The sequence below is a fragment of the Rhodovastum atsumiense genome, from assembly GCF_937425535.1.
Lineage (GTDB): Bacteria > Pseudomonadota > Alphaproteobacteria > Acetobacterales > Acetobacteraceae > Rhodovastum > Rhodovastum atsumiense.
Map to the genome: position 1 here is coordinate 807662 of NZ_OW485601.1, position 25050 is coordinate 832711.

The window sequence follows — 25050 nt, forward strand, 5'->3', positions numbered from 1 at the left end:
AGAAGCCATGCTGGCGGGCGACCTCGCCACCGCCTGGGCGATCAGCGATGCCGTGCTGGACGCGCGCGATCCGGCGACCCGGGACGATCCCCGCCTGCCCTATCACCTGCGCTGGGTGTGGGACGGACGCCCGGTGGACGGACGGCAGGTGCTGGTGCGGTGCTATCACGGGCTGGGCGACACGCTGCAGTTCTGTCGCTTCCTGCCGGCGTTGCGCCGGCGCGCCGCCGCGGTGACGCTGGAGGTGCAGCCGGCGCTGGCGCCGCTGCTGGCGGGGCTCGCGGACCGGGTCGTGCCGTTCGACCTGCGCGTGCCCCTGCCGCCGGCCGAGTGCGACATCGAGATCATGGAACTGGCGCATGCCTTGCGGCTACCGCCGGATCAGCCCGCGCCGGCACTGGCCGTGCCAGCGCCAGGACCATCCGGGATCGGGCTGTGCTGGCAGGCGGGCGAATGGAACAGGACACGCTCGGTGTCCCTGGAAGCCGTCCTGCAGGCCCTTCCCGCCGGGTTGAGGCTGGTGTCGCTGCAGCGTGGGCCGGCGGCATCCGAGGCAGTGTCCGGCCGCTTCATCAACCCGCACGACGCAGACGAGAACGTGCTGCGGACAGCCTCGCTGATCCTGGGCGCCACGCTTGTCATCACGGTGGACACCATGGTCGCGCATCTCGCCGGCGTGCTGGGACGGCCGGGCCTGGTGCTGCTGCCGCACGCGGCGGACTGGCGCTGGATGCGCGGCAAGCGCTGCGCCTGGTATCCGTCGCTGCGCCTGCTGCGACAGGCGCGACCGGGCGATTGGCAGGCCCCGCTGGCATCGCTGCGTGACGCCCTGGCCGCCGGTCTGCCGCCACTGGCCTAACCCGGCGGCAGGTTGAGCGCCTCGACCCGCACATCCGCCTCGTACAGCACCAGCACGCTGCGATGCGCCGGGGCGATGTCGAAGCGCCTTGCCAGATCGAGCGGCACCGCCAGGAAATGCGCGAGCACCGCTCGCAGCACGTCGCCATGGCTGACGATGGCGATGTCCGCATCCGGATGCAGGGCGGCCCACCGGCACACCGCGGCAACGGCACGCGCCTGCACGGCAAGCGCCGTCTCTCCCCCTGGAATCGGCGCGGTGCTGCGGAAGACATTGAAGGCATGCCAGTCCGGGGAACCGTCGAGACTGGTGAAGGCGGCACCGGTCCAGTCGCCGAAATCGAGTTCCTCGAAGCCGGGATCGACCTGCACGGTCAGTCCCTGGCGCGCGGCCAAAGGCCCGGCGGTCTGCACCGCACGCTCGCGGGGGCTGGACACCACCGCCGCAAGCCGCGTGGCTGCGAGCCCGGCGGCAACTGCCCCGGCCTGGCGCCGGCCATGCGCGTTCAGAGGCACGCCCGGGGCACGGCCGGCCAGGGCATGGCCGACCATGTCGGTCTCGCCGTGGCGGATCAGATGGAAGGTGACGGGCATTCGCCGCGGATGAAGGCTTCCGTGCGCAGCCGGGCCTCCTCATCTGGCATTTGCTGTGGAGGGCTTTTCATGAACCACGCCGCGGGACCGGTGAGCGCGCCGCCAATTCCGCGGTCGAGCGCGAGCCTGGCGCAGCGCACGGCATCGATGACCACTCCGGCGGAATTGGGCGAATCCCAAACTTCCAGTTTCATCTCACAGGCAATCGGCACATTGCCGAAGGCCGTGCCTTCCAGGCGGATATAGGCCCATTTGCGGTCATCGAGCCAGGGCACGTGGTCGGAGGGGCCGACATGCACCGCCCCTGCCGGCAGTTCGGCGCCGATCTGGCTGGTGACCGCCCGGGTCTTGGAGAGCTTCTTCGATTCCAGCCGCTCGCGCTCCAGCATGTTGAGGAAGTCGGTGTTGCCGCCGAAATTGAGCTGGTAGGTACGGTCAAGGCGCAAGCCGCGCTCGCGGAACAAGGCCACGAGCGCGCGATGCAGGATGGTGGCACCGAGCTGGCTTTTGATGTCGTCGCCGATCAGCGGCAGGCCGCGCGCAGCGAAGCGCCGGCGCCACGCCGGATCGGAGGCGATGAAGACGGGAATGCAATTGACGAAGGCACAGCCCGCGGCCAGCGCCTGTTCGGCATAGAAGCGCGTGGCATGCTCCGAGCCAACCGGAAGGTAGGATACCACCACCTCCGCCCTCGCCTCGCGCAGCCCCCGGGCGACATCGACCGGTTGCTCCGGCGCCTCGGCGACGACACCTTCGAGATAGCGGCCCAGGCCATCGAGCGTGGGGCCGCGGCGGACAGTGACGCCGCTGGCAGGCGGCGGGGCGAAGTTTCTCGTGTTGTTGGGGGCCGCGAGGACCGCTTCCGAGAGATCACGACCAACCTTGCCGAGGGCGACATCGAAGGCGGCGACGAAAGCGATGTCGCGGACATGATAGCCGCCAAGGTCGACATGCATGAGGCCCGGCACCGGCTCGGCTGCGGATGCATCGCGATAGAAATGCCGCCCCTGCACCAGCGAAGAAGCACAGTTGCCGACGCCGACGATCGCCACCCGTATCTCTGCCAAGCCCTGCCCTCCGTGCACGGTCGGCGAACGAACGCAACCGAACGGCCACGGTTGCCCTCCGGTGGAATCCGGGTCCCGCTCCCTGGAACCGGCAACATGGGATCCAAGGGCCTCCGGCCCTTGGCCCGGTCCAGGGGCGGAGCCCCTGGCGGGGGCGGGGCAGCGCCCCGCGCTAGCGCAAGGTCGCGTTCAGCGCCTCCAGCGCGCCCGCCCCCGGACAAAGCTCATTTTCATCCATCGCGTTCAGTGGCTTCGTGGCGGTCTTCAGGTAGCTGTGCAGATCGGGCGCATCGGGATCGACATAGAGCAGGCCGGTGACGATCTCGCCCCGGGCGTGGTGGCGGGTAATGAAATCCATGGCGGCGATGCGGTCGGTGACGTCGTATTCGTCGGCGAGCTTGCGCAGCTTCAGGATGGATCCGTCATGCTGCCGCACGATTTCCACCGTGCCCGGTGCGTAGTCCACGGTGATCTCGGGCTGGCCGATGATGACGTCGAGCCGGTTCACCGCGGCGTTGTGTGCGCGCACGTGGTCGAAGCTCTTGGTCGAGCCGTCATGGTTGTTGAAGGCCACGCAGGGGCTGATGCAGTCGATGAAGGCGGCCCCCTTGTGCGTCAGCGCGGCCTTGATCAGCGGCACGAGCTGGGCCTTGTCGCCGGAGAAGCTGCGGGCGACGAAGGTGGCGCCGAGATGCAGTGCCATGCCGACGAGGTCGATCGGCTCGTCGAGGTTGGCGACGCCGCGCTTGTTGCGGGCCCCTTTGTCGGCGGTCGCGGAGAACTGCCCCTTGGTGAGGCCGTACACGCCGTTGTTCTCGACGATGTAGACCATATCGATGCCGCGGCGCATGGCGTGGGCGAACTGGCCGAGCCCGATCGAGGCGGAATCGCCATCGCCGGAAACGCCGAGATAGATCAGGTCGCGATTGGCCAGATAGGCGCCGGTCAGCACGCTCGGCATGCGGCCATGCACGGAGTTGAAGCCATGGCTGTTGCCAAGGAAGTAGGTTGGCGTCTTGGACGAGCAGCCGATGCCGGAAAGCTTGGCGATACGGTGCGGCGGCAGTGACAGCTCGAAGCAGGCGCGCACGATCGCGGCACTGATGGAATCGTGGCCGCAGCCGGCACAGAGGGTGGAGATCGATCCCTCGTAGTCGCGGCGGGTGAGCCCGAGCTCGTTCACCGCGAGTTCGGGATGATGCAGCCGGGGCTTGGGCAGGTAGGTCATGGCACCCTTCTATTCGGCGGCCGGCACGGGGCGGCGCAGGGGCACGATCCGCATCTCGGCGGCAAGCTCGGCGATCGGCCCGGCGATGTGCCGCGCCGTGATCGGCGTGCCGTCGTAGTGCAGCACGCGCACAAGTTTCTTCGGGTCGATCTCAAGCTCGTTGACCAGCATCGAGCGCAGCTGGCCGTCGCGGTTCTGTTCGATCACGAAGACGCGTTCATGAGCGGCGATGAAGGCCGCGACGTCGTCGTGGAAGGGGAAGGCGCGGATGCGCATCCGGTCGAGCGCCACGCCCTCGGCGGCGAGCAGCGCGGCGGCCTCGTCCATGGCCGGGCCGGTCGAGCCGTAGCAGATCGCGCCGAGCCGGGCCGGGGTGGCGGCGTCGTTGCGCACCGGTGCAGGCACCAGTTTGCGGGCGGTGGCGAATTTCCGCAGCAGGCGCTCCATGTTGCGCAGATAGGGGGCGCCGTCCTCGGTGTAGCGGGCGTATTCGTCACGGCTGGTGCCGCGGGTGAAGAAGCCGCCGCGCGAGGGATGCGTGCCGGGATAGGTGCGGTACGGGATGCCATCGCCATCCACGTCGAGGTAACGGCCGAAATCGCGGCCGGCTTCCAGCTCGGCAGCCGTCATCACCTTGCCACGGTCCATGCGCTTTGCATCATCCCAGGCGAAGGGCCGGCACAGGCGCTCGTTCATGCCGATGTCGAGGTCGAGCATGACGAACACCGGCGTCTGCAGCCGGTCGGCAAGATCGAAGGCCTGGGCCGCCATTTCGAAGCATTCGTGCGGGTCTTCGGGAAGGAGCAGCACGTGCTTGGTGTCGCCATGGCTCGCATAGGCCGCCGAGAGCAGGTCGCATTGCTGGGTACGGGTGGGCATGCCGGTGGAGGGGCCGGCCCGCTGCACGTCGAAGATCACCGCCGGGATCTCGGCGAAATAGGCCAGGCCGAGGAATTCCTGCATCAGGCTGACGCCCGGCCCGGAGGTCGCGGTGAAGGCACGCGCACCGTTCCAGGCGGCCCCGATCACCATGCCGATGGAGGCCAGTTCGTCCTCGGCCTGCAGGATGCCGAAGCGCTTCTCGCCGGTCGCGGGATCGATGCGGAAGCGGTTGCAGTACCGGATGAACGCCTCGGCCAGCGAGGTGGAGGGCGTGATCGGGTACCAGGCACAGACCGTGGCCCCGCCATAGACCGCGCCGAGCCCCGCCGCGGTGTTGCCATCGATGAAGATGCGGTCGCCCACCGTCCCGGCCCGGCGCACCCGCAGCCCGATCGGACAGGGCAGGTTCTCCTGCGCCCAGCGCCGGCCGAGCTCGAAGGCGTGCAGGTTCGGCGCGACCAGCTTTTCCTTGGCGTGGAACTGCTCGGAGAGCAGTTGCGCGACTGCCTCTGGATCGATCTCCAGCAGGACGGACAGCGCGCCAACATAGATGATGTTGCGGAAGAGCTGGCGCTGGCGGGGATCGGAATACTCGGCGTTGCACATCGCCGTCAGCGGCACGCCGAGCACGGTGATGTCCGGACGGAACCGCGTGGCCGGCAGCGGCTTCGTGCTGTCGTAGAACAGGTATCCCCCGGGGAGGATGGACTGCACGTCCCGCTCCCAGGTCTGCGGGTTCATCGCCACCATCAGGTCGACGCCGTCGCGGGCGCCGAGCCAGCCGGCTTCCGAGACGCGCACCTCGTACCAGGTGGGCAGGCCCTGGATGTTGCTCGGGAAGATGTTGCGCGGCGTCGCCGGCACGCCCATGCGCATGATGGCGCGCGCGAACAACGCGTTGGCGCTCGCCGAGCCCGAGCCGTTGACATTGGCGAAGCGGATGACGAAGTCGTTGACGCGCTCGATCGGTTTCATGCCGGAACCCTCTCGCAGACAGGGCGAGGCGTCACCTGTGCCAGATCGAGCAGGAAACGCTGCATGTCCCACGCCCCGGTCGGGCAGCGCTCGGCGCACAGGCCGCAATGCAGGCAGACATCCTCGTCCTTGACCATGACGCGGCCGGTCTTCAGGCCGTCCTGCACATAAAGCGCTTGGGCGAGGTTATGCGCGGGCGCGCTCAGGCGGGCGCGCAGTTCCGGTTCGTCCCCGTCGGCGGTGAAGGTGATGCAGTCGACCGGACAGATATCGGCGCAGGCGTCGCATTCGATGCAGAGCCGCGCAGTGAACACCGTCTCCACGTCGCAGTTCAGGCAGCGCTGGGCTTCCTTGTAGGCCAGGGCGGCGTCATAGCCGAGCTCCACCTCGGCGGAGAGATCGGCCAGCGCCACCGCCTTGTCGCGTTGCGGCACCTTATAGCGGAGGTCGATGGAGACGGCGTTGTCGTAGCTCCATTCATGGATGCCCATCTTCTGCGACACCAGCGTCGCCTGCGGGGGCGGCCGTTGGCTCAGGTCCTGACCATGGCAGAGCAGGTCGATGGAGATCGCCGCCTGATGGCCATGCGCCACCGCCCAGATGATGTTCTTCGGCCCGAAGGCGGCGTCGCCGCCGAAGAAGACGCGCGGATGGGTAGAGCCAAGGGTCAGCGGATCGACCACCGGCATGCCGCGCCGGTCGAAATCAATGCCGATGTCGCGCTCGATCCAGGGGAACGCATTCTCCTGCCCGATCGCCACCAGCACGTCGTCGCAGGCGAGTTGCAGCGTCGCCCCGGTGGGCAGCAGGCGGCGGTTGCCCACCCCGTCGTGCTCGGCCCGGACCTGCTCGAATTCCATGCCGACCAACCGACCGTCCTGGTGCAGGACGCGCTTCGGCACGAGGTCATTCAGGATGGGAATATCCTCGTGCATGGCGTCCTCCTTCTCCCAGGGGGACGCCTTCATCTCGGCGAAGCCGCTGCGCACCACCACCTTCACGTCCTGGCCGCCGAGGCGGCGGGCGGTGCGACAGCAATCCATGGCGGTATTGCCGCCCCCCAGCACCAGCACCCGCCGGCCGATGCGGCGGACATGGCCGAAGGACACCGAGGCCAGCCAGTCGAGACCGATATGGATGTTGGCGGCGGCCTCCTGCCGGCCGGGAACGTCGAGATCGCGGCCGCGCGGCGCGCCGGAACCGACGAACACGGCATCGTAGCCCTCCGCCAGCAAGGTCTTCAGGCTGCTGACCCAGGTGCCGCAGCGCAGCTCCACCCCGAGCGACTCGATATAGCCGACTTCCTCGTCGATGACTTCCTCGGGCAGACGGAACCGCGGGATCTGGCTGCGGATCATGCCGCCCGCGCGGGCAAAGCCGTCGAACACCGTCACCTGGTACCCGGCGAGGGCAAGGTCGCGCGCCACGGTCAGACTGGCGGGACCGGCGCCGACACAGGCGACGCGCCGGCCGTTGGGCGCGGCGGACACGGGCAGACGGGTGCGGATATCGCCCTTGTGGTCCGCGGCGACACGCTTGAGGCGACAGATCGCGACCGGTTCCTGCTCCACGCGGCCACGCCGGCAGGCGGGCTCACAGGGCCGGTCGCAAGTGCGGCCAAGTATTCCGGGAAAAACATTCGACGCCCAGTTCACCATATAGGCGTCGGCGTAGCGCCCGGCGGCGATCAGGCGGATATATTCGGGAACGGGCGTATGCGCGGGGCACGCCCACTGGCAATCCACGACCTTATGAAAATAGTCGGGATCGCCGACATTGGTCGGCTGCAAGCGTTCTACTCCCTGAACCCACCGTTCCGGCGGGACATCCAATTTATGTTTGGCTGCAACTATGGCACCCGCCTCTGGCCTGGAACAGGCTCTTCCGCGGTGAGCTCCCATGCCGGAGAGTGGCGGCATGATGCGGATTTTCGCCATCTTGATCGGCTTGCTGATCAGCTTCGCGCCAGCGTCGGCGGCCGAGCTGAAACTCGCCACCTGGAACCTGGACTGGCTGACCCTGCGCCCACAGGGGGATCCGGCCCTGCCACCGGACGTGCAACCACGGCACGCGGAAGATCTCGATAGGCTGCGCTGGTACGCGCTTGCCCTGGATGCCGACGTCGTGGCGCTGCAGGAAGTGGATGGACCGGACGTGGCCGCGCGCGTGTTCCCACCCGACCGCTATGGATTTCATTTCACTTCAGATCCGGTTGTGCAGCGCGTCGGCTTCGCGGTCCGGCGCGGCCTGAAGGTGACGGCGAATCCGGACCTCGTTGGGCTCGAATTGCCCGGCACACGGCTGCGCAGCGGCGCCGACGTGACGCTCGACCTGCCGGAAGGGCGGCTGCGCCTGCTCGCGGTGCATCTCAAGCAGGGGTGCCGGCAAGACCGGCTGACCGATACCCGCCGCGTCGCCTGTCCGCAGTTGCGGGCGCAACTCGCGGTGCTGCAGGGTTGGGTGGCGCAGCGGCGCGCCGAGGGCGTGCCCTTCGTGCTGATGGGCGACTTCAATCGCTGGATGGATGGGCGGGATGCGTTCTCCGCGGCGCTGCAGGAAGCAGCACCGCTGCTGCGCGTCACCGCCGGCCGGTCGAGCCCGTGCTGGGGCGGCGGCGGCTTCATCGACCACATCATCGCCGGCGGCGCCGCCACCGCCTGGATCACGACGGAGACTTTGCGGGTGCTGGTGTACCGTGAAACCGACGAAGCGGCGCGCGCACGGCTCTCCGATCACTGCCCGGTCTCGGTCAGGATGCGCCTGCCGGATTAGGAACGACCCCTCCGGGCACCATTGATGCGCCAAAGTGGCGACAGGTTGCCTTCAGGGAAGCGCTGTGCCGGGATAACCATCCGACTCGAAGGAGATTCCCATGGCTCTGACAGCTCTGGTCACCGGCGCCTCGGCCGGGTTCGGTGATGCCATCGCCCGCCGCCTGGTGCGGGACGGCTACCGCGTGATCGCCGCGGCCCGGCGGGTGGAGCGCCTGGAAGCCCTGGCGCGCGATCTCGGCCCGGCGTTGTGTCCCTTCCCGCTGGACGTGGCCGAAGCTACTGCGGTTGCCTCCCTGCCGGACTCCCTGCCCGATGGCTGGCGGGAAGTGGACGTGCTGGTCAACAACGCCGGCCTCGCTCTGGGCCTCGATCCGGCCTGGCAGGTCTCGCTGGATGAATGGGAGACAATGGTCGCCACCAACGTGTCGGGGCTGATGCGGCTGACGCGGGCCCTGCTGCCGGGCATGGTGGCGCGTAACCGGGGCCATGTGGTCAACCTCAGCAGCGTCGCCGGAACCTACCCCTATCCCGGCGGCAACGTGTACGGCGCGTCCAAGGCCTTCGTGACCCAGTTCACGCTGAACCTGAAATCCGACCTGATCGGCACCAATGTGCGGGTAACCAGCATCGAGCCCGGCCTGTGCGGCGGCACCGAGTTCAGCAATGTCCGGTTCGGCGGCGATGATTCACGGGCAGCCGCGGTCTATGCCGGCACCGAGCCGCTGACCGCCACCGACATCGCCGAGGCGGTGGGCTGGGTGGTCGGCCAGCCGGCGCATGTGAACATCAACCGCATCGAGATGATGCCGACCTGCCAGGCGCCCGGACCGCTCGCGGTCAAACGGGCCGGGTAGGATGGGCCGCAAGGACATCCGCGCCCTGCTCGACCGCTACCGGATCACCTCGGGCAAGGGATTCCGCCTCAAGGATCACGATCCCGCGGATACCGCCGAACGCCTCGTCGACAAGGACGAGGCGGAGGCCCTGCTGGCCGACGGGGTGGCGCGGCTGTCGCGGCTGCAGGAACTGCTCTACCCGCACGCGTCCTGGGCCGTGCTGTGCATCTTCCAGGCCATGGACGCGGCGGGCAAGGACAGCACGATCAAGCACGTGATGTCGGGGGTGAACCCGCAGGGCGTGCAGGTGACCAGCTTCAAGACGCCGGGGCCGGAAGAACTGGCCCACGACTTCCTCTGGCGCATCGTCGGCAAGCTGCCCGAGCGCGGATATATCGGCATCTTCAACCGCAGCCACTATGAAGAAGTGCTGGTGGTGCGGGTGCATCCGGAGATCCTGGAGAAGCAGCGCCTGCCCGCGGCGCTGAACGGCAAGAAGATCTGGAAACACCGGCTGGAGGATATCGCCGCCTTCGAACAGCACCTCGCCCGGCAAGGTACGGTGGTGCTGAAGTTCTTCCTCAACGTCTCCAAGGCCGAGCAAAAGCGCCGCTTCTTCGAACGACTGGAAGACCCCGGCAAGAACTGGAAATTCAGCGCCTCCGACATTGCCGAACGGCAACATTGGGACGCCTACATGAAGGCGTACGAAGACGCGATCACCGCGACGGCGGCCGAACACGCACCCTGGTACGTCGTGCCGGCCGACAACAAATGGTTCACCCGCCTCGTGGTGATGGAGGCGATCATCGCCGCGATCGAGGCGCTGGACCTGAAAGCCAAGGAAATGCCGGCCCCTGACCGCATCCGCCTGGCAGAGGCGCGTCAGTTACTCGAAGCAGAAGAAAGCTAAAGGCGAGGGCTCCGCCCTCGACCCGGCAGGGGCCACAAGGCCCCTGCACCCCAATCTCGCTGCGCGGCACAGAAAATCGGGTTCCAAGGGCGAAGCCCTTGGTGGAGGTCCAGGAGGCAAAGCCTCCTGGTGGGGCGTGGGGCAACGCCCCGCCACCCCGGCCGGATCACTCGGCGGTTTCGGGTTCCTTCTCCGACCCACCCTCGTCGCCATCGCCCTCGGGGCGCGGCAACGCCGGCACGGCGGCCTCGATGAACTCGAAATCGAGCTTCTTCTCCTTGAGCGTCACCTTCACGGCACCGCCCTTGGTCAACCGGCCGAACAGCAGCTCCTCGGCCAGCGGCTTCTTGATGTGCTCCTGGATGATGCGGGACAGCGGCCGCGCCCCGTAGAGCTTGTCGTAGCCCCGTTCGGCCAGCCATTCCTTGGCCGCGCTGGACAGTTCGATCGTCACGTTGCGGTCGGCGAGCTGCGCCTCGAGCTGCATGACGAACTTCTCGACCACCCGGCCGACGATCTCCGGGGTCAGATGGCCGAAGGCGATGGTCGCATCCAGGCGGTTGCGGAACTCCGGCGTGAACAGGCGCTTGACCGCGTCGTCGTCCTCGCCCGCGCGGTCCTCGCGGCCGAAACCGATGGCGTTCTTGGCCAGATCGGCCGCCCCCGCATTGGTCGTCATGATGAGGATGATGTTGCGGAAATCGACGGTCTTGCCGTTGTGGTCGGTCAGCTTGCCGTGGTCCATCACCTGCAACAGGATGTTGAACAGGTCCGGATGGGCCTTCTCGATCTCGTCGAGCAACAGCACCGCATGCGGATGCTGGTCGATCGCGTCGGTCAGCAGGCCGCCCTGGTCGAAGCCCACATAGCCCGGCGGGGCACCGATCAGGCGCGACACCGAATGCCGCTCCATGTACTCGGACATGTCGAAGCGGATCAGCTCGATGCCCAGCGTATTGGCGAGCTGGCGGGCCACTTCCGTCTTGCCGACGCCGGTCGGGCCGCTGAACAGGTAGTTGCCGATCGGCTTTTCAATGTCGCGCAGCCCGGCCCGGGACAGCTTGATCGCGGCCGACAACGCCTCGATGGCCTTGTCCTGGCCGAACACCATCGCCTTGAGGTCGCGCTCGAGGTTGCGCAGCGTCTCCTTGTCGTCGGCCGAGACCGACTTCGGGGGAATGCGCGCGATCTTCGCCACGATCTCTTCCACATCGCGCAACGTCACGGTCTTGCGACGCTTGTGCTCGGGCTGGAGCATGCGCGAGGCGCCGACCTCGTCGATCACGTCGATCGCCTTGTCCGGCAGCTTGCGGTCGTGGATGTACTTGGCCGACAGCTCCACCGCAGCCCGGATCGCCTCGTCGGTGTAGCGGACCTTGTGGTGCTTCTCGTAGTTCGCCTTCAGACCGCGCAGGATCTTGACCGCGTCCTCGGTGGAGGGCTCGTTCACGTCGATCTTCTGGAAGCGACGGACCAGCGCGCGGTCCTTCTCGAAGTAGTTGCGGAATTCCTTGTAGGTGGTGCTGCCGATGCAGCGCAGCGTGCCGGAGGCGAGCGCGGGCTTGAGCAGGTTGGACGCGTCCATCGCCCCGCCCGAGGTGGCGCCGGCCCCGATCACCGTATGGATCTCGTCGATGAACAGCACCGCGTGTGGCTGGGCTTCCAGCTCGGTCACCACCGCCTTCAGCCGTTCCTCGAAGTCGCCGCGGTAGCGGGTGCCGGCCAGCAGCGCCCCCATGTCGAGGGCATAGATGGTCGCCTTGGACAGCACTTCCGGCACGTCGCCTTCGACGATCCGCTTGGCCAGGCCCTCGGCGATGGCGGTCTTGCCGACACCGGGGTCACCCACGAACAGCGGATTGTTCTTGGTGCGACGGCACAGGATCTGGATGGTGCGTTCGATCTCGGTGTCGCGGCCGATCAGGGGGTCGATCTTCCCCTGCATCGCCTTCTTGTTCAGGTTCACGCAGTAATTCGACAGCGCGTCCTGGCCACGGCGCGAGGGCTTCTCCTCGCGTTCCTGCTCGGTGTGGTTCTCCGGGCCCGAACCCTGCACCGGGCGCGGCTGGCTGCGGCCGGGGGCCTTGGCGATGCCGTGGCTGATGAAGTTGACGGCATCCAGGCGCGTCATGTCCTGGGTCTGCAGGAAGTAGACGGCATGGCTCTCGCGCTCGCTGAACAGCGCGACCAGCACATTGGCGCCGGTGACCTCATCGCGGCCGGAGGACTGGACATGGATCGCGGCCCGCTGCACAACGCGCTGGAAGCCGGCGGTTGGCTTGGGATCACCGGGGCGGTCGGTCGCGAGGCCGGCCAGGTCCTTATCGAGGAACTCGGTCAGGTCGGTGCGCAACTTGTCCAGGTCGACGCCACAGGCTCGCAGCACGGTGGCCGCATCGGTGTCGTCGGTCAGGCCGAGCAACAGATGCTCAAGGGTCGCGTATTCGTGGCGACGTTCGCTGGCGAGCGAAAGAGCCCGGTGGAGCGTCTGTTCGAGGTTCCGTGACAACATGGTGCAACGCTCCTCAGCTCAATGGTCGTCAATGGTCCCGCATGGTGCCCGTACCACGCTACTCTGCGGTCTCGACTACGCGCATGGCGAGCAAACGTTACGCTGACCGTATCCACGCGCCATCATTCTTTCTCGATCAGCGGCCCGGCGCACCAGCAAAATATCAACTTCTTTGACTTAAAATGCGGATAGTGGGTTCGTAGCCGGGCATATGGCGGGGTTGTGCCCCCCCGGATGCCCCCAACCGGCACCGATGCCCCCGGGCCGGACCGAAGACCGGACCCGCGGCATGGATGAGCTGCCGGAACGTCACTCCTTCTCGATCGTGCATTGCAGCGGGTGCTGGTTCTGCCGTGCGAGGTCCATCACCTGGGTGACCTTGGTCTCGGCCACCTCGTAGGTGAAGACGCCGCAGACGCCGACACCGCGCCGGTGCACATGCAGCATGATGCGGGTCGCTTCCTCCCGGGTTTTCTGGAAAAAGCGCTCCAACACATGAACGACGAACTCCATCGGCGTGTAGTCGTCATTCAGCATCAACACTTTGTACATGGCAGGCTTGCGGGTCTTCGGCCGGGCCTTCACCACGACACCGGTATTCGGGTTCTCGCCGCCGCCGTCGGTCCGTCCGTCATTGCCGCGCCCGCCGGAATCCGGCGGCGTGGTCATGCATGGGACCGGCGGGCCGGCCCCTGTCCAGATCTGCTCGCGCCTGTCGCTCTCGCTCATCGTTCGCAATCGCCCATTCCTGGCCGCCCCGGGCCGAGCATCGGCACCCGTAGGCACGGCCCGCCCTGTGCGCCCGTCCGGCCCTTCCAAGGTGAACATATCGGAAAGCCCGGCGCCGATGAAAGGGCGTCAGCAGGTTCCATGATGGGATTATGGGCATGCCAGCCGCGCTGGCCAAGGCGGCAACCGCTCCGGAAGGCTCCGGCCGGGCACTGCCGTCAGGCAACCGGGGTTGCCAGGCAAGAAACGCGAGACCCGTACAGGCGAAGGCCCGGGAGGGGGGGGCCCGGGCCTTCTGTAGCTACCCCTCCGCCTGCGCGGAGGGGCCCGGTACGACCGGCTGCCTCAGGCAGCGCGGCCGAACTTCTCGACGGCGAGCGTCACGCGGGCATTGATCGGCGCCCAGCTCTGCTCGGCCAGCTTCAGGCTGGCGTCGGTCAGCTTGCTGGTCTCGGCGACGACCTTCTCGACATGCGAACGCGCCAGGCCGGTCTGCAGGTCAACCGCTTCCTTGAGCGACTTGACGCCGGCCAGCGCCTTCACCGTCGCCACGGTCGCGTCGATCTGGGCCTGCGCGGTGGCAGCCACCGCCTTGGACAGGTCCTGCACGCCGGCGAACCAGATCTGCCCGGACTTAACGAAAGCCTCGAAGTTGCCCTGGTTGAATGCCACCAGGTCCTCGACCGTCTTGAATGCCTTGTCGACCATGTTCGTCTTCACCTCTGCCTGGATCTTCGGGATCCCGGTCACCACCGGGGTTGCCTCGGGAGTGGCTCGCACCGATGGCGCCACATTCGCCGCCGGAGCGCTCGCGGCGACCGTCACCACCGCCTTGGGGGCCTCTGCGATCTCAACCTTTGCCTCGGCCGGTTTCGCCTCGGCCGGCCCGGAGGCAGCCGGCGTCTCGGGCGCCGGCGCAACGTTGTCCTCGCTCTTTTTCGCCATCTCCCACTCCTCCGTCTGGTGCCCGTCGGTCCCGACAGGCCCCGCACCGCCGCTCTCGGTAGACCACGATCCGTCGTTCGTGGTTAAGTCTGTGTGCAACTGTTTTTTGCTGCACTGCAGCAAGAACGGTATACGTGCTTCGCCGGACCCTGGTCAAGCGACTTTTGTGCAGTGCACAAAAGGCCGCGTTTCCAGCGAAATCAATTCACGAGCGCGACCAGAGGTGCCGTCCATTCTGAGCAACGCGGAATAAGCCGTTCAAAACACAACCTTTCACCGAGGATTCAGTCTGGACAGGGTTGAGTCTCTGCTTGTAGGGTTGCAACCGCCGAGCTTGGAGAGACGCCGGATGCCCGACCTCTGGCATAAATTTCGCGACCATGTGATGCCAATTCGTTCCGGAACCGCATGGGTCAGCCTGGCCCTGTTGATCGTCGCGCCCTGCCTGCTCGCGCGGGCCGCGCAGGCTCAGATCGGGTCGAGCCGCTACAGTTCGATCGTCATCGAGGCCGCGAGCGGCAATGTGCTGTCGGCGGTGAACGCCGATGAACTGCGCCATCCGGCCAGCCTGACCAAGATGATGACCCTTTACCTGGCGTTCGAGGCGCTGCGCGACCGCCGGATCGGACTCTACCAGCCCGTGCCCGTCTCTGCCCACGCGGCGTCAATGAGCCCGTCCAAGCTCGGGCTGATGCCGGGCACGCGCCTCACCGTCGAGGAAGCGATCCTCGGCCTGGTCACCAAATCGGCCAACGATGCCGCGGCAGCGCTCGGCGAACTGCTCGGCGGCGACGAGGAGCGGTTTGCCCAGATGATGACGCTGCGGGCGCGCGCGCTGGGCATGACCCGCACCGTGTTCCGCAACGCCTCGGGCCTGCCCGACCCGGCCCAGGTCACCACCGCGCGCGACCTGGCGACGCTGGGGCGACACCTGATCCGCGATTTCCCGCTCGAGTACCGTTACTTCTCCACCCCGACCTTCACCTGGCGCGGCCGCACCATCTTCAACCATGACCGGCTGCTGCAGACCTATCCCGGCGCCGACGGCATCAAGACCGGCTATATTGATGCTTCCGGCCACAACCTGGTGACCTCGGCCGTGCGCGGCGACGTGCGGCTGGTCGGCGTGGTGCTGGGGGCCGCCTCCAATCCGGAACGCGACATCCACATGTCGAACCTGCTCGACCAGGGCTTCGAGCGGATGGACGTTCCGGTGGCGCCGCGCATCGCCGCGCCCAGCCACCTGCCGGCGCTGGTGCCGGTCGCCAACGCGGCTCCGCTCGCCCGTCCCCGCCCGCAACTGGCCCGCTGGAGCGTGCAGGTGGGCGCCTTCGGCACGTTGGCCGCCGCGCGGCAGGCCGCCGCGAACGCACGCCGCGCCGCCGATGACGGCGACATCCGGGTCGAGCAGGCATCGGTCAGGGGGCGCAAGACCTGGCGCGCGCAACTGACGGGATTGAGCCAGAGCGAGGCCGCACAGGCCTGCGCCACCCTGGCGCGCCACCGCATTCCCTGCACGCCGCTGCGCCCCGAAGGGGGGCAGATGGCCAGTCGCTAGACCCGATCCCGGTCGGCCCGCCGCCCGGCCTCCCCTCAAAACGAACACTCCAGAACGCCCCGGCCGTTCCACGGCCGGGGCGTTCTGGCAAAGAGGCCCCCCTGCCATGATTGCCGGGGGCGGCACGACGCCCCGCCGAACCGTGATTTGGCCCGCGACAGAAGCGAGAGTTATTCTTTGCGCCCTCGCCCGGCAGGACGTTTCGGTGTTCGACGCGCCATCGCCGCCTCCCTTGCCGCTGGACGCGGCCGACCACGACCTGATCGCCACCGCGCGCGCGGTGCTCGAACGGCATTACCAGCCCTTCCGGCACACCGTCGCCGCAGCCCTGCGCAGCCATGACGGGCGTGTGTGGACAGGGGTGCATCTGGGCGCCACCGTCGGGCGGCTGCAGATCTGCGCCGAAGCCGTGGCACTCGGCCGGGCCGTTCTGGAAGGCGACGGCAGCATCGCCACCGCGGTCGCCGTCCGCCATCCCAAGCCCGAGGAAGACGAACAGGAGATCGCCGTCGTCTCCCCCTGTGGCGCCTGCCGCGAAATGATCACCGATTACGCCCCGCATGCATTGGTAATCGTACCGTATGCCGCGGGACTGGTGAAAGTGCTGGTGGGCGCGTTGCTGCCGCTGCCATACCGGCGGTAGCGCCCGGCGCCGCCCATCCGGCGCGATCTTGCGTTCCGCCGGTGCATCCCGACATGCTGCATCGCCGCGGAACCGGTGCGCCGGCCGCCGTGCTGTGCCCCGGATGGCCCCTGCCCCACGGCGCCTCGGGCCCGATCCGGCCGAGGGCCGCGTGACAGGCGGGGGGCACTGCGCTACCTCTCGCCGAAAATCATTCTCCGCCCCAGGATCCTCCCAAGCCATGGCTTCCAGCAACGACATCCGCGCCACCTTCCTCGACTACTTCGCCCGCAACGGCCACACGGTCGTGGCAAGCAGTCCTCTGGTGCCGCGAAACGACCCGACGTTGCTGTTCACCAACGCCGGGATGGTCCAGTTCAAGAACGTCTTCACCGGGCAGGAGAAGCGTCCCTACAACCGCGCTGCCACCGCGCAGAAATGCGTGCGGGCCGGCGGCAAGCACAACGACCTGGACAACGTCGGCTATACCGCCCGGCATCACACCTTCTTTGAGATGCTCGGGAATTTCTCCTTCGGCGACTACTTCAAGGACCAGGCGATCCACCATGCCTGGACCCTGGTCACCAAGGATTTCGGCCTGCCGAAGGACCGCCTGCTGGTCACCGTCTTCAGCGAGGACGAGGAAGCCGCCGCGCTCTGGCACAAGATCGCCGGCCTGCCGGATGAGCGGATCATCCGCATCCCGACCTCGGACAATTTCTGGCGCATGGGCGACACCGGTCCCTGCGGACCCTGCAGCGAGATCTTCTTCGACCACGGCCCCTCCATCCCCGGCGGCCCGCCCGGCAGCCCGGACGAGGACGGCGACCGCTTCATCGAGATCTGGAACCTCGTGTTCATGCAGTTCGAGGAGGGCCCGCCCGGCACCCGCGTGCCCCTGCCCCACCCCTCGATCGACACCGGCATGGGTCTGGAGCGCTTCGCCGCCATCCTGCAGGGCAAGCATGACAATTACGACACCGACACGCTGCGGGCGCTGATCCTGGCGAGCGCGGAAGCGACCGGGCAGGAACCGGACGGGCCGCACCGCATCAGCCACCGCGTCGTCGCCGACCACCTGCGCAGCACCGCCTTCCTGATCGCCGACGGCGTGCTACCCTCCAACGAAGGCCGCGGCTACGTGCTGCGCCGCATCATGCGCCGCGCCATGCGCCATGCCCACATGATGGGCGCGCGCGAGCCGGTGATGTGGCGCCTGGTGCCGGCGCTGGTGCGCCAGATGGGCGCCGCCTACGAAGAACTGATCCGCGCCGAGACGCTGATCGAGGAAACGCTGAAGCTCGAGGAAACCCGCTTCAAGGCGATGCTGGAACGCGGCCTGGGGCTGCTGTCCGAGGAAACCGCGAAGCTCGGGTCCGGCTCCGCCCTGTCCGGCGAGGTGGCCTTCAAGCTGTATGACACCTACGGCTTCCCGCTCGACCTGACCCAGGACGCGCTGCGCGAACAGGGCCGCGGCGTCGACGTGGAGGGCTTCAACGCCGCCATGGCCGAGCAGCGCCGCCGCGCCCGCGCCGCCTGGGCCGGATCGGGCGAGGCCGCCACCGACCGGGTGTGGTTCGAGGTCAAGGAGAAGGTCGGGGCGACCGAGTTCCTCGGCTATTCCACCGAGCGCGCCGAGGGCGAGATCATCGCCCTGGTGGCCGACGGCCATCCCGTGGAGCGCGCCGCGTCCGGGACCGAGGTCGCGGTGGTGCTGAACCAGACCCCCTTCTATGGCGAGAGCGGCGGCCAGGTCGGCGATGGCGGCGTGATCGCCGGCCCCGGCCTGCGGATCGCCATCACCGACACCCAGAAGAAGCTTGGCGACCTGTTTGTCCATGTCGGCCGGGTGGAGGAAGGCGAGGCCACGGTCGGCACCTCCGTGGTGGCCGAGGTGGACCATGCCCGCCGCACCGCCATCCGCTCCCACCACAGCGCCACGCACCTGCTGCACGAGGCGCTGCGCCGGCGGCTCGGCACCCATGTCACCCAGAAAGGCAGCCTGAACGCCCCCGACCGGCTGCGCTTCGACGTCAGCCAGCCCACGCCGATCGGCCGCGACGACCTGGCCTGGGTCGAGGACACGGTGAACGCCAAGGTGCGCGAGAACACCGAGGTCACCACCCGGCTGATGACGCCGGATGCCGCCGTCGCCGAGGGCGCCATGGCCCTGTTCGGCGAGAAATACGGCGACGAGGTCCGCGTCGTCGCCATGGGCGGCAAGGACGGCAACAAGCTCGGCTGGTCGGTGGAATTGTGCGGCGGCACGCATGTGCGGCGCACCGGGGATATCGGCCTGTTCCGCATCGTGGGCGAAAGCGCGGTCAGCGCCGGCGTGCGCCGCATCGAGGCCGTGACCGGCGAAGCCGCCCTGGCCCTGGTCGCCGAGAACGACCGCAGGCTGGCCGAGGTCGCTGCCGCCCTGCGCACCAACCCGGCCGACGTGGCGGAGCGGGTGACCGCCCTGCTCGAGGACCGCCGGAAGCTGGAACGGCAGGTGGCGGAGCTGCAGAAGAAGCTCGCCACCGGCGGCGGCGCCGCCGAGGTCGAGGAAATCGGCGGGGTGAAGCTGGCGGCACGCAACCTCGGCGACGTGCCGGCGCGCGACCTCAAGGGGCTGGCCGAGGCGATCGGCAAGCAGATCGGCCCGGGCGTGGTGGCGCTGGTCTCCACCGCCGAAGGCAAGGCCAGCGTGGTGGTGGGGGTGTCGCCCGAACTCGCCGGACGCTTCAACGCGGTGGAGCTGGTACGCGCGGCCGCGGCGGCCGTGGGCGGCAAGGGTGGTGGCGGACGGCCGGACATGGCCCAGGCCGGCGGCCCGGATGGCGCCCAGGCGGACGCGGCCCTGGAGGCGGTGCGGGCGGCGCTGGCGGCATAGCTCGGGGCGTTGCCCCGAACCCGACCAGGAGGCTTCGCCTCCTGGACCTCCACCAAGGGCTTCGCCCTTGGATCCCGCCGCGCAGCGAGACTGGGGTGCAGGGGCCTTGTGGCCCCTGCCGGGTCCAGGGCAGAGCCCTGGCCTTCCCCCGTCATCCGCCCGATAGCATGACGCCCTGCTCCCCCCACATGATGGGGCATGAGCAGCACAGCCCCCGATCCCTTCGCCGCCTTCTCCGACGCGCTGGAGGCCCACGCCCGTGCCGCCGCCCCCACCGTCGCCGGCCTCGACTGGGGCCATCACCACACGCTGAGCGGCATTCTCTGGACCGACGATGCCCTCGTCACCTCCGAGCAGTCGCTGCCCGACGCGGAGACCTACACGGCCATCCTGCCGGATGGGGCCCGCGTGCCGGCCACGCTCGCCGGCCGTGACCCGGCCACCAATGTCGCGGTCCTGAAGCTGCAGGCCGGCGCACCGACCCGGGAGGTCGCGGAGGCCGGCGGGGTGGGCAGCCTGGTGCTGGCGCTGGGCAGCGACGGCATGGGCGGCACCACCGCGCGGCTCGGCCCGGTCGAGGTGCGCGGCCCGGCCTGGCAGTCGCAGCGGGGCGGGCGAATCGACGCGCTGATCCGTATCGGCGTGCGGCTTGGCCCGGCTGCCGAAGGCGGTCCGGTGATCGACGCGCGGGGCCGGCTGATCGGCATGTCCACCTTCGGCCCGCGCCGTGGCGTGCTGGTCATCCCGGCCGCCACCATCGGCCGCATCGCCACCGCACTGTTGCAGGACGGGCGCGTCGCCCGGGGCTGGCTCGGCATCGGCCTGCATCCGGTCGCGCTGCCCAAGGAGTTGTCGGAGCGCACCGCCACGGCTTCCGGCCTGATGGTTGTCAGCGTCGCCGAGGACTCCCCGGCCGCCACCACCCTGCTGCCCGGCGACATCCTGATCGAGGCGGCGGGGCAGAAGCTCGCCAATCCCCGGGCCCTCGCCGGCGCGCTGGGGCCGGAGACCATCGGCACCGCCCTGCCGCTGACGCTGCTGCGGGGGGGCCAGACGATGCAGCGCGACGTCACCGTCGCGGCGAGGCCGGCATGATCGCCCTCGCCGCCGCGGCCAATCCGGGGCACGCCGTCCGCGTGGCCCTGCAGGTTCCTGATCCGCTCCGGCACCGCCAGTTGCAGCGCGCCCTGGCGGTGGTGCCGGAGGAGACGGCGGAGGTGCTGGTGGTGGCGCTCGGCCCTGGCGAGGCGTTGCAGCCGCGGGCTCGCATGGCGGAGGCAGCCTTGCTGGTGCTGAGCGACGATCCGGCGCTGGCGGCCGACGCCGCGCTGCCGGGCGTGCTGCCGGCAGCGGCCACGCCCGCGCAGGTGGCGGCGGCGGTGGCAGCCATCGCCGAGGGCCTGAGCGTGCGCGTGCCCGGCGGTTCGCGCGAGTCGCCGGAATTCGTCCCGCCCGAACCGGCCCGGCCGTTACTGACGCCGCGGGAAGTAGAGATCCTGGCCCTGGTCGGACAGGGACAGAGCAACAAGGCGATTGCCCGGCGGCTCGGCATCAGCGCCCACACGGTGAAGTATCACCTGGAATCCGTGTTCACGAAGCTCGGTGCCAGCAGCCGGGCGGAAGCGGTGACCACGGGATTGCGGCGCGGCTTGCTGATCGTCTAGCGCCGGGACCGCCCCGCGCTTCAGACGATCAGCGACGCCACGATCGCATCGAGCGCCCGGCGCGCCTCGTTCGGATCGAGGTGGACCTGCAATCCCCGCTGGCCGCCATTGATGAAGACCTGCGGCTCGGCCATGGCCGCGGCTTCGATGGCCGTGGGAACCTTCTTCTTCTGCCCGAACGGGCTGATTCCCCCGACATGGTAGCCGGTCAACCGTTCCGCGTCGGCCGGGCGCAGCATCTGCGCCGTCTTGCCGCCGAAGGCAGCGGCCAGCTTCTTCATGCTGACCTCGTGATCGGAAGGCACGATCACGCAGACCGGCTTGCCGTCCACCTCGGCCATCAGCGTCTTCAGGACCCGATGTGGCGCCTCGCCGAGCGCCTCGGCCGCCTGCAGGCCGACGCGCTCGGCAGCGGGATCGTAGTCATAGCTATGGAGGGTGAAGGCAACGCCCGCCTTGCTGAGGGCCTGGGTGGCACGGGTGCTTTTCGACATGATGACGAGCATAGCACGACCGCGCCGCAAGGCACCGGCCGCCGGTGTCGGGCGATCAGGGTTTCAGGAAATCCTCCCGGATCGGGGTGAAGCTGTCGACCAGCCGTGCCGAGGCGGACAGGAGCTGGATCCCGTGCGGAATGCCGGGGGGAACGGCAAACAGATCGCCGGCCTTGAGCCGCACCGGCTGCGCGCCCGCGGAGATGAACAGGATCTCGCCGCTGGCCACGTAGGTGATCTGCTCGTGCGGATGGGTGTGCATCGGGTCGGGCTCGGCCCAGGGGCCGCCCTGGAAGTCGATCACGACCGTCATCAGGCCGGCCGTGTGGATGATGCGCCGCTCGCGGCCGCTGCCCAGTTGTTCCGCCGGAACATGATCCTGGTGCAGAATAGTCACGCTCTCGACTTGCCTGTCCACACGACGTCTCCTGGAAGAGAGTAAAGCAACAACAGTTGCACTTTGGCGTCTCTGCGATGGCGCCCGTCGCCAAGGCAAGGGATATCTGATCGACGCTGGCATGCCCCCTTCCCCCTGATCACAGGGGCGGTCGAAGGCATGAAGAACAGGACGATGAAGATCCGGATCGTGCCATAAATTCTGATATTTTTATTGTTTGAAAACCGATAATTTATTGGTTTATCCATAGATTATAAGTATGATTATCAGTTTTTGTTGAGAATCTCTTTGCAGTTTCGCCAAAATGTTGTTAGAGGCTGCACCATTGAAATGGCGTGACTCCTTAAAGTTCATGATGTGCAGCCGGGATTCGGCCCGGGAGCCCGACACTGTGCCGCACGCGCCTTGGCTGCCCGTAACCGGTCCATCGGGCCGGATGTCGTGATTAATCGTTGCGATGGCACCTATTGATCTAGCTCAACGCGCCCCCTCTTTCCCGGCAGTATGCGAGAAACCGGTTTCATAGATGGCAGCCACCGGCTCCCGTCGTGACCGGGCAGCCCGCACCAGCAGGCCAAACACTGAGGAGACCTCGGTATGTTCATCACGGAAGACTTCCTGCTCGACACGGGATGGTCGCGGAAGCTGTACCATGAGATCGCCGCCGACCTGCCGATCATCGATTACCACGCGCACCTGCCGCCGGCCGACATCGCCGGCCGCAAGACCTTTCGCAATATCGCCGAACTCTGGCTCGGCCGCGGCAATGCCGGCGACCATTACAAGTGGCGCCTCATGCGCGCGAGCGGCGTTCCCGAACGCCTGATCACCGGCGACGCCGATGATCGCGACCGCTTCCTCGCCTTCTGTCGCGTGCTGCCGCTTGCTGCGGGCAATCCGATTCTCCATTGGAGCCATCTCGAGCTGAAGCGCATCTTCGGCATCAATACCGTGATCAACGCTGAAACCGGTCCCCGCCTGTGGGACGAGGTGAACGAGCAGCTCGCGGGCATGGATACCTGGTCGTTTCTGACCCAGGCGCGCGTCGAGGTGTCCTGCACGACCGACGATCCCGCCGACGACCTCGCCGCGCATGCGGCGCTCGCGCGTTCGGATCTGTCCACGCGGGTGCTGCCGGCGTACCGGCCCGACAAGGCGATGCGCATCGATGCGGATGCGTTCCCGGCCTATCTCGAACAGCTCGGCCGCACCGCCAATGTCGGCATCGACAGCTTCGCGAGCCTGGTGCGCGCGCTGACCGCACGGATCGATTTCTTCCACGACCATGGCGCCCGCGCGAGCGACCATGCGGTCGATGTTCCCCTCCCCACCACCATCCCCGACGACGCGACCGTGGAGCGGCTGTTCGCCCGCCGCCTCGCCGGCGAGACGCTGACCGCGGAGGAACGCAGCGGCTACGTGGCGGCGCTGCTGCTGCATCTCGGCCGCGCCTATGCCCGCAAGGGCTGGACGATGTGCCTGCACATCGGCGCGCTGCGCAACACCAACAGCCGTGGCCTCGCCGTCCGCGGACCCGACACCGGCTATGACGCGATCGCCGAGATGACGATCGCCGCCCCGCTGGCGCGGCTGCTCGATGCCCTCGACAGCGAAAACCTGCTGCCGAAGACCATGCTGTTCTGCCTCAACCCCACCATGAACGCGATGCTGTCGGTGCTGACCGGCTGCTTCCAGGACGGCTCGGTGGCGGGCAAGCTGCAGTTCGGCCCGGCCTGGTGGTTCAACGACCACAAGGACGGCAATCTCGAGCAGATGCGTGTGCTCGCCAGCCACGGCGTGCTCGGCACCTTCGTCGGCATGGTCACCGATTCCCGCAGCTTCGCCTCCTTCCCGCGCCACGACTATTTCCGGCGCCTGCTCTGCCGGCTGCTCGGGCGCTGGGTCGAGGATGGCGAGTACCCGGCTGATCTCGATGCCCTGGCGACGATCGTGCGCGGCGTCTCCCACGGCAACGCCAAGAGCTACTTCGGGCTGTAACGCCTTCCTTCCGGGTCCAGGCCCGGAACGGGCGTGCGGACCATAATAACGGAGAAGACATCAGTGATATCCGCGAGGAAGTTCCTCATGACGGCGGTCGCCGGCGCGTTCGCGCTCGGCGCGTCGCAGCTGCAGGCGCGTGAGTTCCGCTCGGCCGACGTGCAGCCGGCGGACTATCCCACGGTCAAAGCCGTGCAGTTCATGAGCGACCAGCTCAAGAAGGCCACCGACGGCAAGTACTCGATCAAGGTCTTCGCCAACTCCCAGCTCGGCAGCGAGAAGGACACGATCGAGCAGGTCAAGCTCGGCGCGATCGACTTCCTGCGCGTCAATTCCGGCACGATCAACACGATCTGCCCGGCCATGATGCTGCCGGTGCTGCCCTTCGTGTTCCGCGACACCGCGCACATGCACGCCGTGCTCGACGGCCCGATCGGCGATGAGCTTCTCGCCGACTGCACCAGCCACGGGATGGTCGGGCTGGCCTTCTATGACTCCGGCTCGCGCTCCTTCTACACCAAGGTGCCGATCCGCAGCATGGCCGACCTGAAGGGCCAGAAGATCCGCGTCCAGCAATCCGACGTGTGGGTCTCCATGATGCGGATGCTCGGGGCCAACGCCACGCCGATGCCGACCGGCGAGGTCTATACCGGCCTGAAGACCGGCCTGATCGACGGCGCCGAGAACAACTGGCCGACCTACCAGTCCTCGCACCAGTACGAGGTGGCGAAGTACTACACGCTCACCGAGCACTCGATGGCGCCCGAGGTGCTGCTGATGTCCCAGCGCCTCTACAAGAGCTTCACGCCGGCCGAGCAGCAGGCCGTCCGCCAGGCCGCCAAGGACTCCGTCCCCTACATGCGCAAGCTCTGGCAGGAGATGGAAACCTCGTCGCGGGAGATCGTCGAGAAATCCGGCGTGCAGGTCGCGACCATCGACAAGGCCCCGTTCCAGGCGGCGATGAAGCCGGTCTACGACCAGTTCGTCACCGACCCGAAGCTGAAGGCGCTGCTGGTCCGCATCCAGGAAACGAAATGATGCCGGCGGCCTGATCCGCGCCCCGGCCCAGGTCAGGCCGGCCAGTGTCGTCCGACATTGGCCGGCCTGCCAAGGGCACCGAACCGGG

Annotated in this window: 21 protein-coding genes; 11 read left to right on the forward strand and 10 right to left on the reverse strand. The window is 67.9% G+C overall.

The annotated features are described in order from the left end of the window. The first annotated feature begins 7 nt into the window (after positions 1–7). Positions 8–859: a hypothetical protein gene (locus tag NBY65_RS03490; RefSeq protein ID WP_150044798.1), complete on the forward strand. Its 852-nt coding sequence runs from the start codon at positions 8–10 to the stop codon at positions 857–859. On the opposite strand, the gene NBY65_RS03495 is transcribed toward NBY65_RS03490, so the two are convergent. The 5 genes from NBY65_RS03495 to NBY65_RS03515 all read right to left on the reverse strand — a co-directional run bounded on the left by NBY65_RS03495 (position 856) and on the right by NBY65_RS03515 (position 7394). Further along, positions 856–1452 carry a histidine phosphatase family protein gene (locus tag NBY65_RS03495; protein WP_150044795.1) on the reverse strand — a complete coding sequence of 199 codons (597 nt, stop codon included), beginning with the start codon at positions 1450–1452 and terminating at the stop codon, positions 856–858. The genes NBY65_RS03490 and NBY65_RS03495 overlap by 4 nt on opposite strands. Then, positions 1431–2519 (reverse strand): inositol-3-phosphate synthase, encoded by a 1089-nt coding sequence (locus tag NBY65_RS03500; protein WP_150044792.1) that lies wholly within the window; start codon positions 2517–2519, stop codon positions 1431–1433. The genes NBY65_RS03495 and NBY65_RS03500 overlap by 22 nt, the downstream gene beginning before the upstream one ends. A gap of 172 nt (positions 2520–2691) precedes the next feature. Beyond that, positions 2692–3747 (reverse strand): 2-oxoacid:ferredoxin oxidoreductase subunit beta, encoded by a 1056-nt coding sequence (locus NBY65_RS03505; RefSeq protein ID WP_150044789.1) that lies wholly within the window; start codon positions 3745–3747, stop codon positions 2692–2694. A gap of 9 nt (positions 3748–3756) precedes the next feature. Continuing rightward, the gene (locus NBY65_RS03510) at positions 3757–5604 is read right to left on the reverse strand and encodes a 2-oxoacid:acceptor oxidoreductase subunit alpha (RefSeq protein ID WP_150044786.1); all 1848 of its coding nucleotides are present in this window, start codon (positions 5602–5604) and stop codon (positions 3757–3759) included. Further along, positions 5601–7394, reverse strand: coding sequence for an FAD-dependent oxidoreductase (locus tag NBY65_RS03515; protein WP_150044783.1), 1794 nt, complete (start codon positions 7392–7394; stop codon positions 5601–5603). Before NBY65_RS03515 ends, NBY65_RS03510 begins: the two co-directional genes overlap by 4 nt. Positions 7395–7521: 127 nt before the next feature. On the opposite strand from NBY65_RS03515, the gene NBY65_RS03520 reads away from it, so the two are divergent. The 3 genes from NBY65_RS03520 to NBY65_RS03530 all read left to right on the forward strand — a co-directional run bounded on the left by NBY65_RS03520 (position 7522) and on the right by NBY65_RS03530 (position 10127). Beyond that, on the forward strand, positions 7522–8376 hold the full coding sequence (locus NBY65_RS03520) for an endonuclease/exonuclease/phosphatase family protein (RefSeq protein WP_239003122.1): 855 nt from the start codon (positions 7522–7524) through the stop codon (positions 8374–8376). A 100-nt stretch (positions 8377–8476) separates the two neighbouring features. After that, a complete protein-coding gene (locus tag NBY65_RS03525) occupies positions 8477–9232 on the forward strand; it encodes an SDR family oxidoreductase (RefSeq protein WP_150044781.1) in 756 nt (251 codons plus the stop codon). Between the two features lies 1 nt (position 9233). Further along, positions 9234–10127: a polyphosphate kinase 2 family protein gene (locus NBY65_RS03530; protein WP_150044778.1), complete on the forward strand. Its 894-nt coding sequence runs from the start codon at positions 9234–9236 to the stop codon at positions 10125–10127. A 166-nt stretch (positions 10128–10293) separates the two neighbouring features. On the opposite strand, the gene clpA is transcribed toward NBY65_RS03530, so the two are convergent. From clpA to NBY65_RS03545, 3 genes are all read right to left on the reverse strand, one after another. After that, positions 10294–12639 carry an ATP-dependent Clp protease ATP-binding subunit ClpA gene (gene clpA / locus NBY65_RS03535; RefSeq protein ID WP_150045720.1) on the reverse strand — a complete coding sequence of 782 codons (2346 nt, stop codon included), beginning with the start codon at positions 12637–12639 and terminating at the stop codon, positions 10294–10296. 309 nt (positions 12640–12948) lie between these two features. Continuing rightward, positions 12949–13308: an ATP-dependent Clp protease adapter ClpS gene (gene clpS, locus NBY65_RS03540; protein WP_150045721.1), complete on the reverse strand. Its 360-nt coding sequence runs from the start codon at positions 13306–13308 to the stop codon at positions 12949–12951. Between the two features lie 405 nt (positions 13309–13713). After that, a complete protein-coding gene (locus tag NBY65_RS03545) occupies positions 13714–14313 on the reverse strand; it encodes a phasin family protein (protein WP_203330768.1) in 600 nt (199 codons plus the stop codon). Positions 14314–14662: 349 nt separating this feature from the next. Between NBY65_RS03545 and NBY65_RS03550 the strand changes: the two genes are divergently transcribed. The 5 genes from NBY65_RS03550 (at position 14663) to NBY65_RS03570 (ending at position 21035) form a co-directional block, all read left to right on the forward strand. Next, positions 14663–15871, forward strand: a complete 1209-nt coding sequence (locus NBY65_RS03550; protein ID WP_150045722.1) for a D-alanyl-D-alanine carboxypeptidase family protein — start codon at positions 14663–14665, stop codon at positions 15869–15871. Between the two features lie 205 nt (positions 15872–16076). Beyond that, positions 16077–16514 (forward strand): cytidine deaminase, encoded by a 438-nt coding sequence (locus NBY65_RS03555; protein WP_203330770.1) that lies wholly within the window; start codon positions 16077–16079, stop codon positions 16512–16514. Positions 16515–16734: 220 nt separating this feature from the next. Then, positions 16735–19371 (forward strand): alanine--tRNA ligase, encoded by a 2637-nt coding sequence (alaS, locus tag NBY65_RS03560; protein ID WP_150045723.1) that lies wholly within the window; start codon positions 16735–16737, stop codon positions 19369–19371. Positions 19372–19569: 198 nt separating this feature from the next. Further along, positions 19570–20466: a S1C family serine protease gene (locus NBY65_RS03565; RefSeq protein ID WP_150045637.1), complete on the forward strand. Its 897-nt coding sequence runs from the start codon at positions 19570–19572 to the stop codon at positions 20464–20466. Further along, positions 20463–21035: a helix-turn-helix transcriptional regulator gene (locus NBY65_RS03570; RefSeq protein ID WP_150045638.1), complete on the forward strand. Its 573-nt coding sequence runs from the start codon at positions 20463–20465 to the stop codon at positions 21033–21035. Before NBY65_RS03565 ends, NBY65_RS03570 begins: the two co-directional genes overlap by 4 nt. A gap of 20 nt (positions 21036–21055) precedes the next feature. On the opposite strand, the gene ybaK is transcribed toward NBY65_RS03570, so the two are convergent. Next, positions 21056–21529, reverse strand: a complete 474-nt coding sequence (ybaK, locus tag NBY65_RS03575) for a Cys-tRNA(Pro) deacylase (protein WP_150045639.1) — start codon at positions 21527–21529, stop codon at positions 21056–21058. Positions 21530–21584: 55 nt separating this feature from the next. After that, positions 21585–21947, reverse strand: coding sequence for a cupin domain-containing protein (locus NBY65_RS03580; protein WP_162530911.1), 363 nt, complete (start codon positions 21945–21947; stop codon positions 21585–21587). Positions 21948–22523: 576 nt separating this feature from the next. On the opposite strand from NBY65_RS03580, the gene uxaC reads away from it, so the two are divergent. Both uxaC and NBY65_RS03590 read left to right on the forward strand, forming a co-directional pair. Continuing rightward, entirely contained in the window at positions 22524–23924 is a 1401-nt protein-coding gene (gene uxaC, locus NBY65_RS03585) for a glucuronate isomerase (RefSeq protein ID WP_150045641.1), read from the forward strand. 87 nt (positions 23925–24011) lie between these two features. Further along, positions 24012–24962, forward strand: coding sequence for a TRAP transporter substrate-binding protein (locus NBY65_RS03590; protein WP_150045642.1), 951 nt, complete (start codon positions 24012–24014; stop codon positions 24960–24962). Positions 24963–25050: the final 88 nt, after the last annotated feature.

Excerpts from the sequence above, each read along its gene's own strand:
- NBY65_RS03520 (WP_239003122.1), top strand. The coding sequence starts at position 7,522 with ATGATGCGGATTTTCGCCATCTTGATCGGCTTGCTGATCAGCTTCGCG.
- NBY65_RS03545 (WP_203330768.1), bottom strand. The coding sequence starts at position 14,313 with ATGGCGAAAAAGAGCGAGGACAACGTTGCGCCGGCGCCCGAGACGCCG.
- NBY65_RS03550 (WP_150045722.1), top strand. The coding sequence starts at position 14,663 with ATGCCCGACCTCTGGCATAAATTTCGCGACCATGTGATGCCAATTCGT.
- clpS (WP_150045721.1), bottom strand. The coding sequence starts at position 13,308 with ATGACCACGCCGCCGGATTCCGGCGGGCGCGGCAATGACGGACGGACC.
- alaS (WP_150045723.1), top strand. The coding sequence starts at position 16,735 with ATGGCTTCCAGCAACGACATCCGCGCCACCTTCCTCGACTACTTCGCC.
- NBY65_RS03525 (WP_150044781.1), top strand. The coding sequence starts at position 8,477 with ATGGCTCTGACAGCTCTGGTCACCGGCGCCTCGGCCGGGTTCGGTGAT.
- uxaC (WP_150045641.1), top strand. The coding sequence starts at position 22,524 with ATGTTCATCACGGAAGACTTCCTGCTCGACACGGGATGGTCGCGGAAG.
- NBY65_RS03490 (WP_150044798.1), top strand. The coding sequence starts at position 8 with ATGCTGGCGGGCGACCTCGCCACCGCCTGGGCGATCAGCGATGCCGTG.
- clpA (WP_150045720.1), bottom strand. The coding sequence starts at position 12,639 with ATGTTGTCACGGAACCTCGAACAGACGCTCCACCGGGCTCTTTCGCTC.
- NBY65_RS03495 (WP_150044795.1), bottom strand. The coding sequence starts at position 1,452 with ATGCCCGTCACCTTCCATCTGATCCGCCACGGCGAGACCGACATGGTC.
- NBY65_RS03510 (WP_150044786.1), bottom strand. The coding sequence starts at position 5,604 with ATGAAACCGATCGAGCGCGTCAACGACTTCGTCATCCGCTTCGCCAAT.
- NBY65_RS03570 (WP_150045638.1), top strand. The coding sequence starts at position 20,463 with ATGATCGCCCTCGCCGCCGCGGCCAATCCGGGGCACGCCGTCCGCGTG.
- NBY65_RS03505 (WP_150044789.1), bottom strand. The coding sequence starts at position 3,747 with ATGACCTACCTGCCCAAGCCCCGGCTGCATCATCCCGAACTCGCGGTG.
- NBY65_RS03565 (WP_150045637.1), top strand. The coding sequence starts at position 19,570 with ATGAGCAGCACAGCCCCCGATCCCTTCGCCGCCTTCTCCGACGCGCTG.
- ybaK (WP_150045639.1), bottom strand. The coding sequence starts at position 21,529 with ATGTCGAAAAGCACCCGTGCCACCCAGGCCCTCAGCAAGGCGGGCGTT.
- NBY65_RS03590 (WP_150045642.1), top strand. The coding sequence starts at position 24,012 with ATGACGGCGGTCGCCGGCGCGTTCGCGCTCGGCGCGTCGCAGCTGCAG.
- NBY65_RS03530 (WP_150044778.1), top strand. The coding sequence starts at position 9,234 with ATGGGCCGCAAGGACATCCGCGCCCTGCTCGACCGCTACCGGATCACC.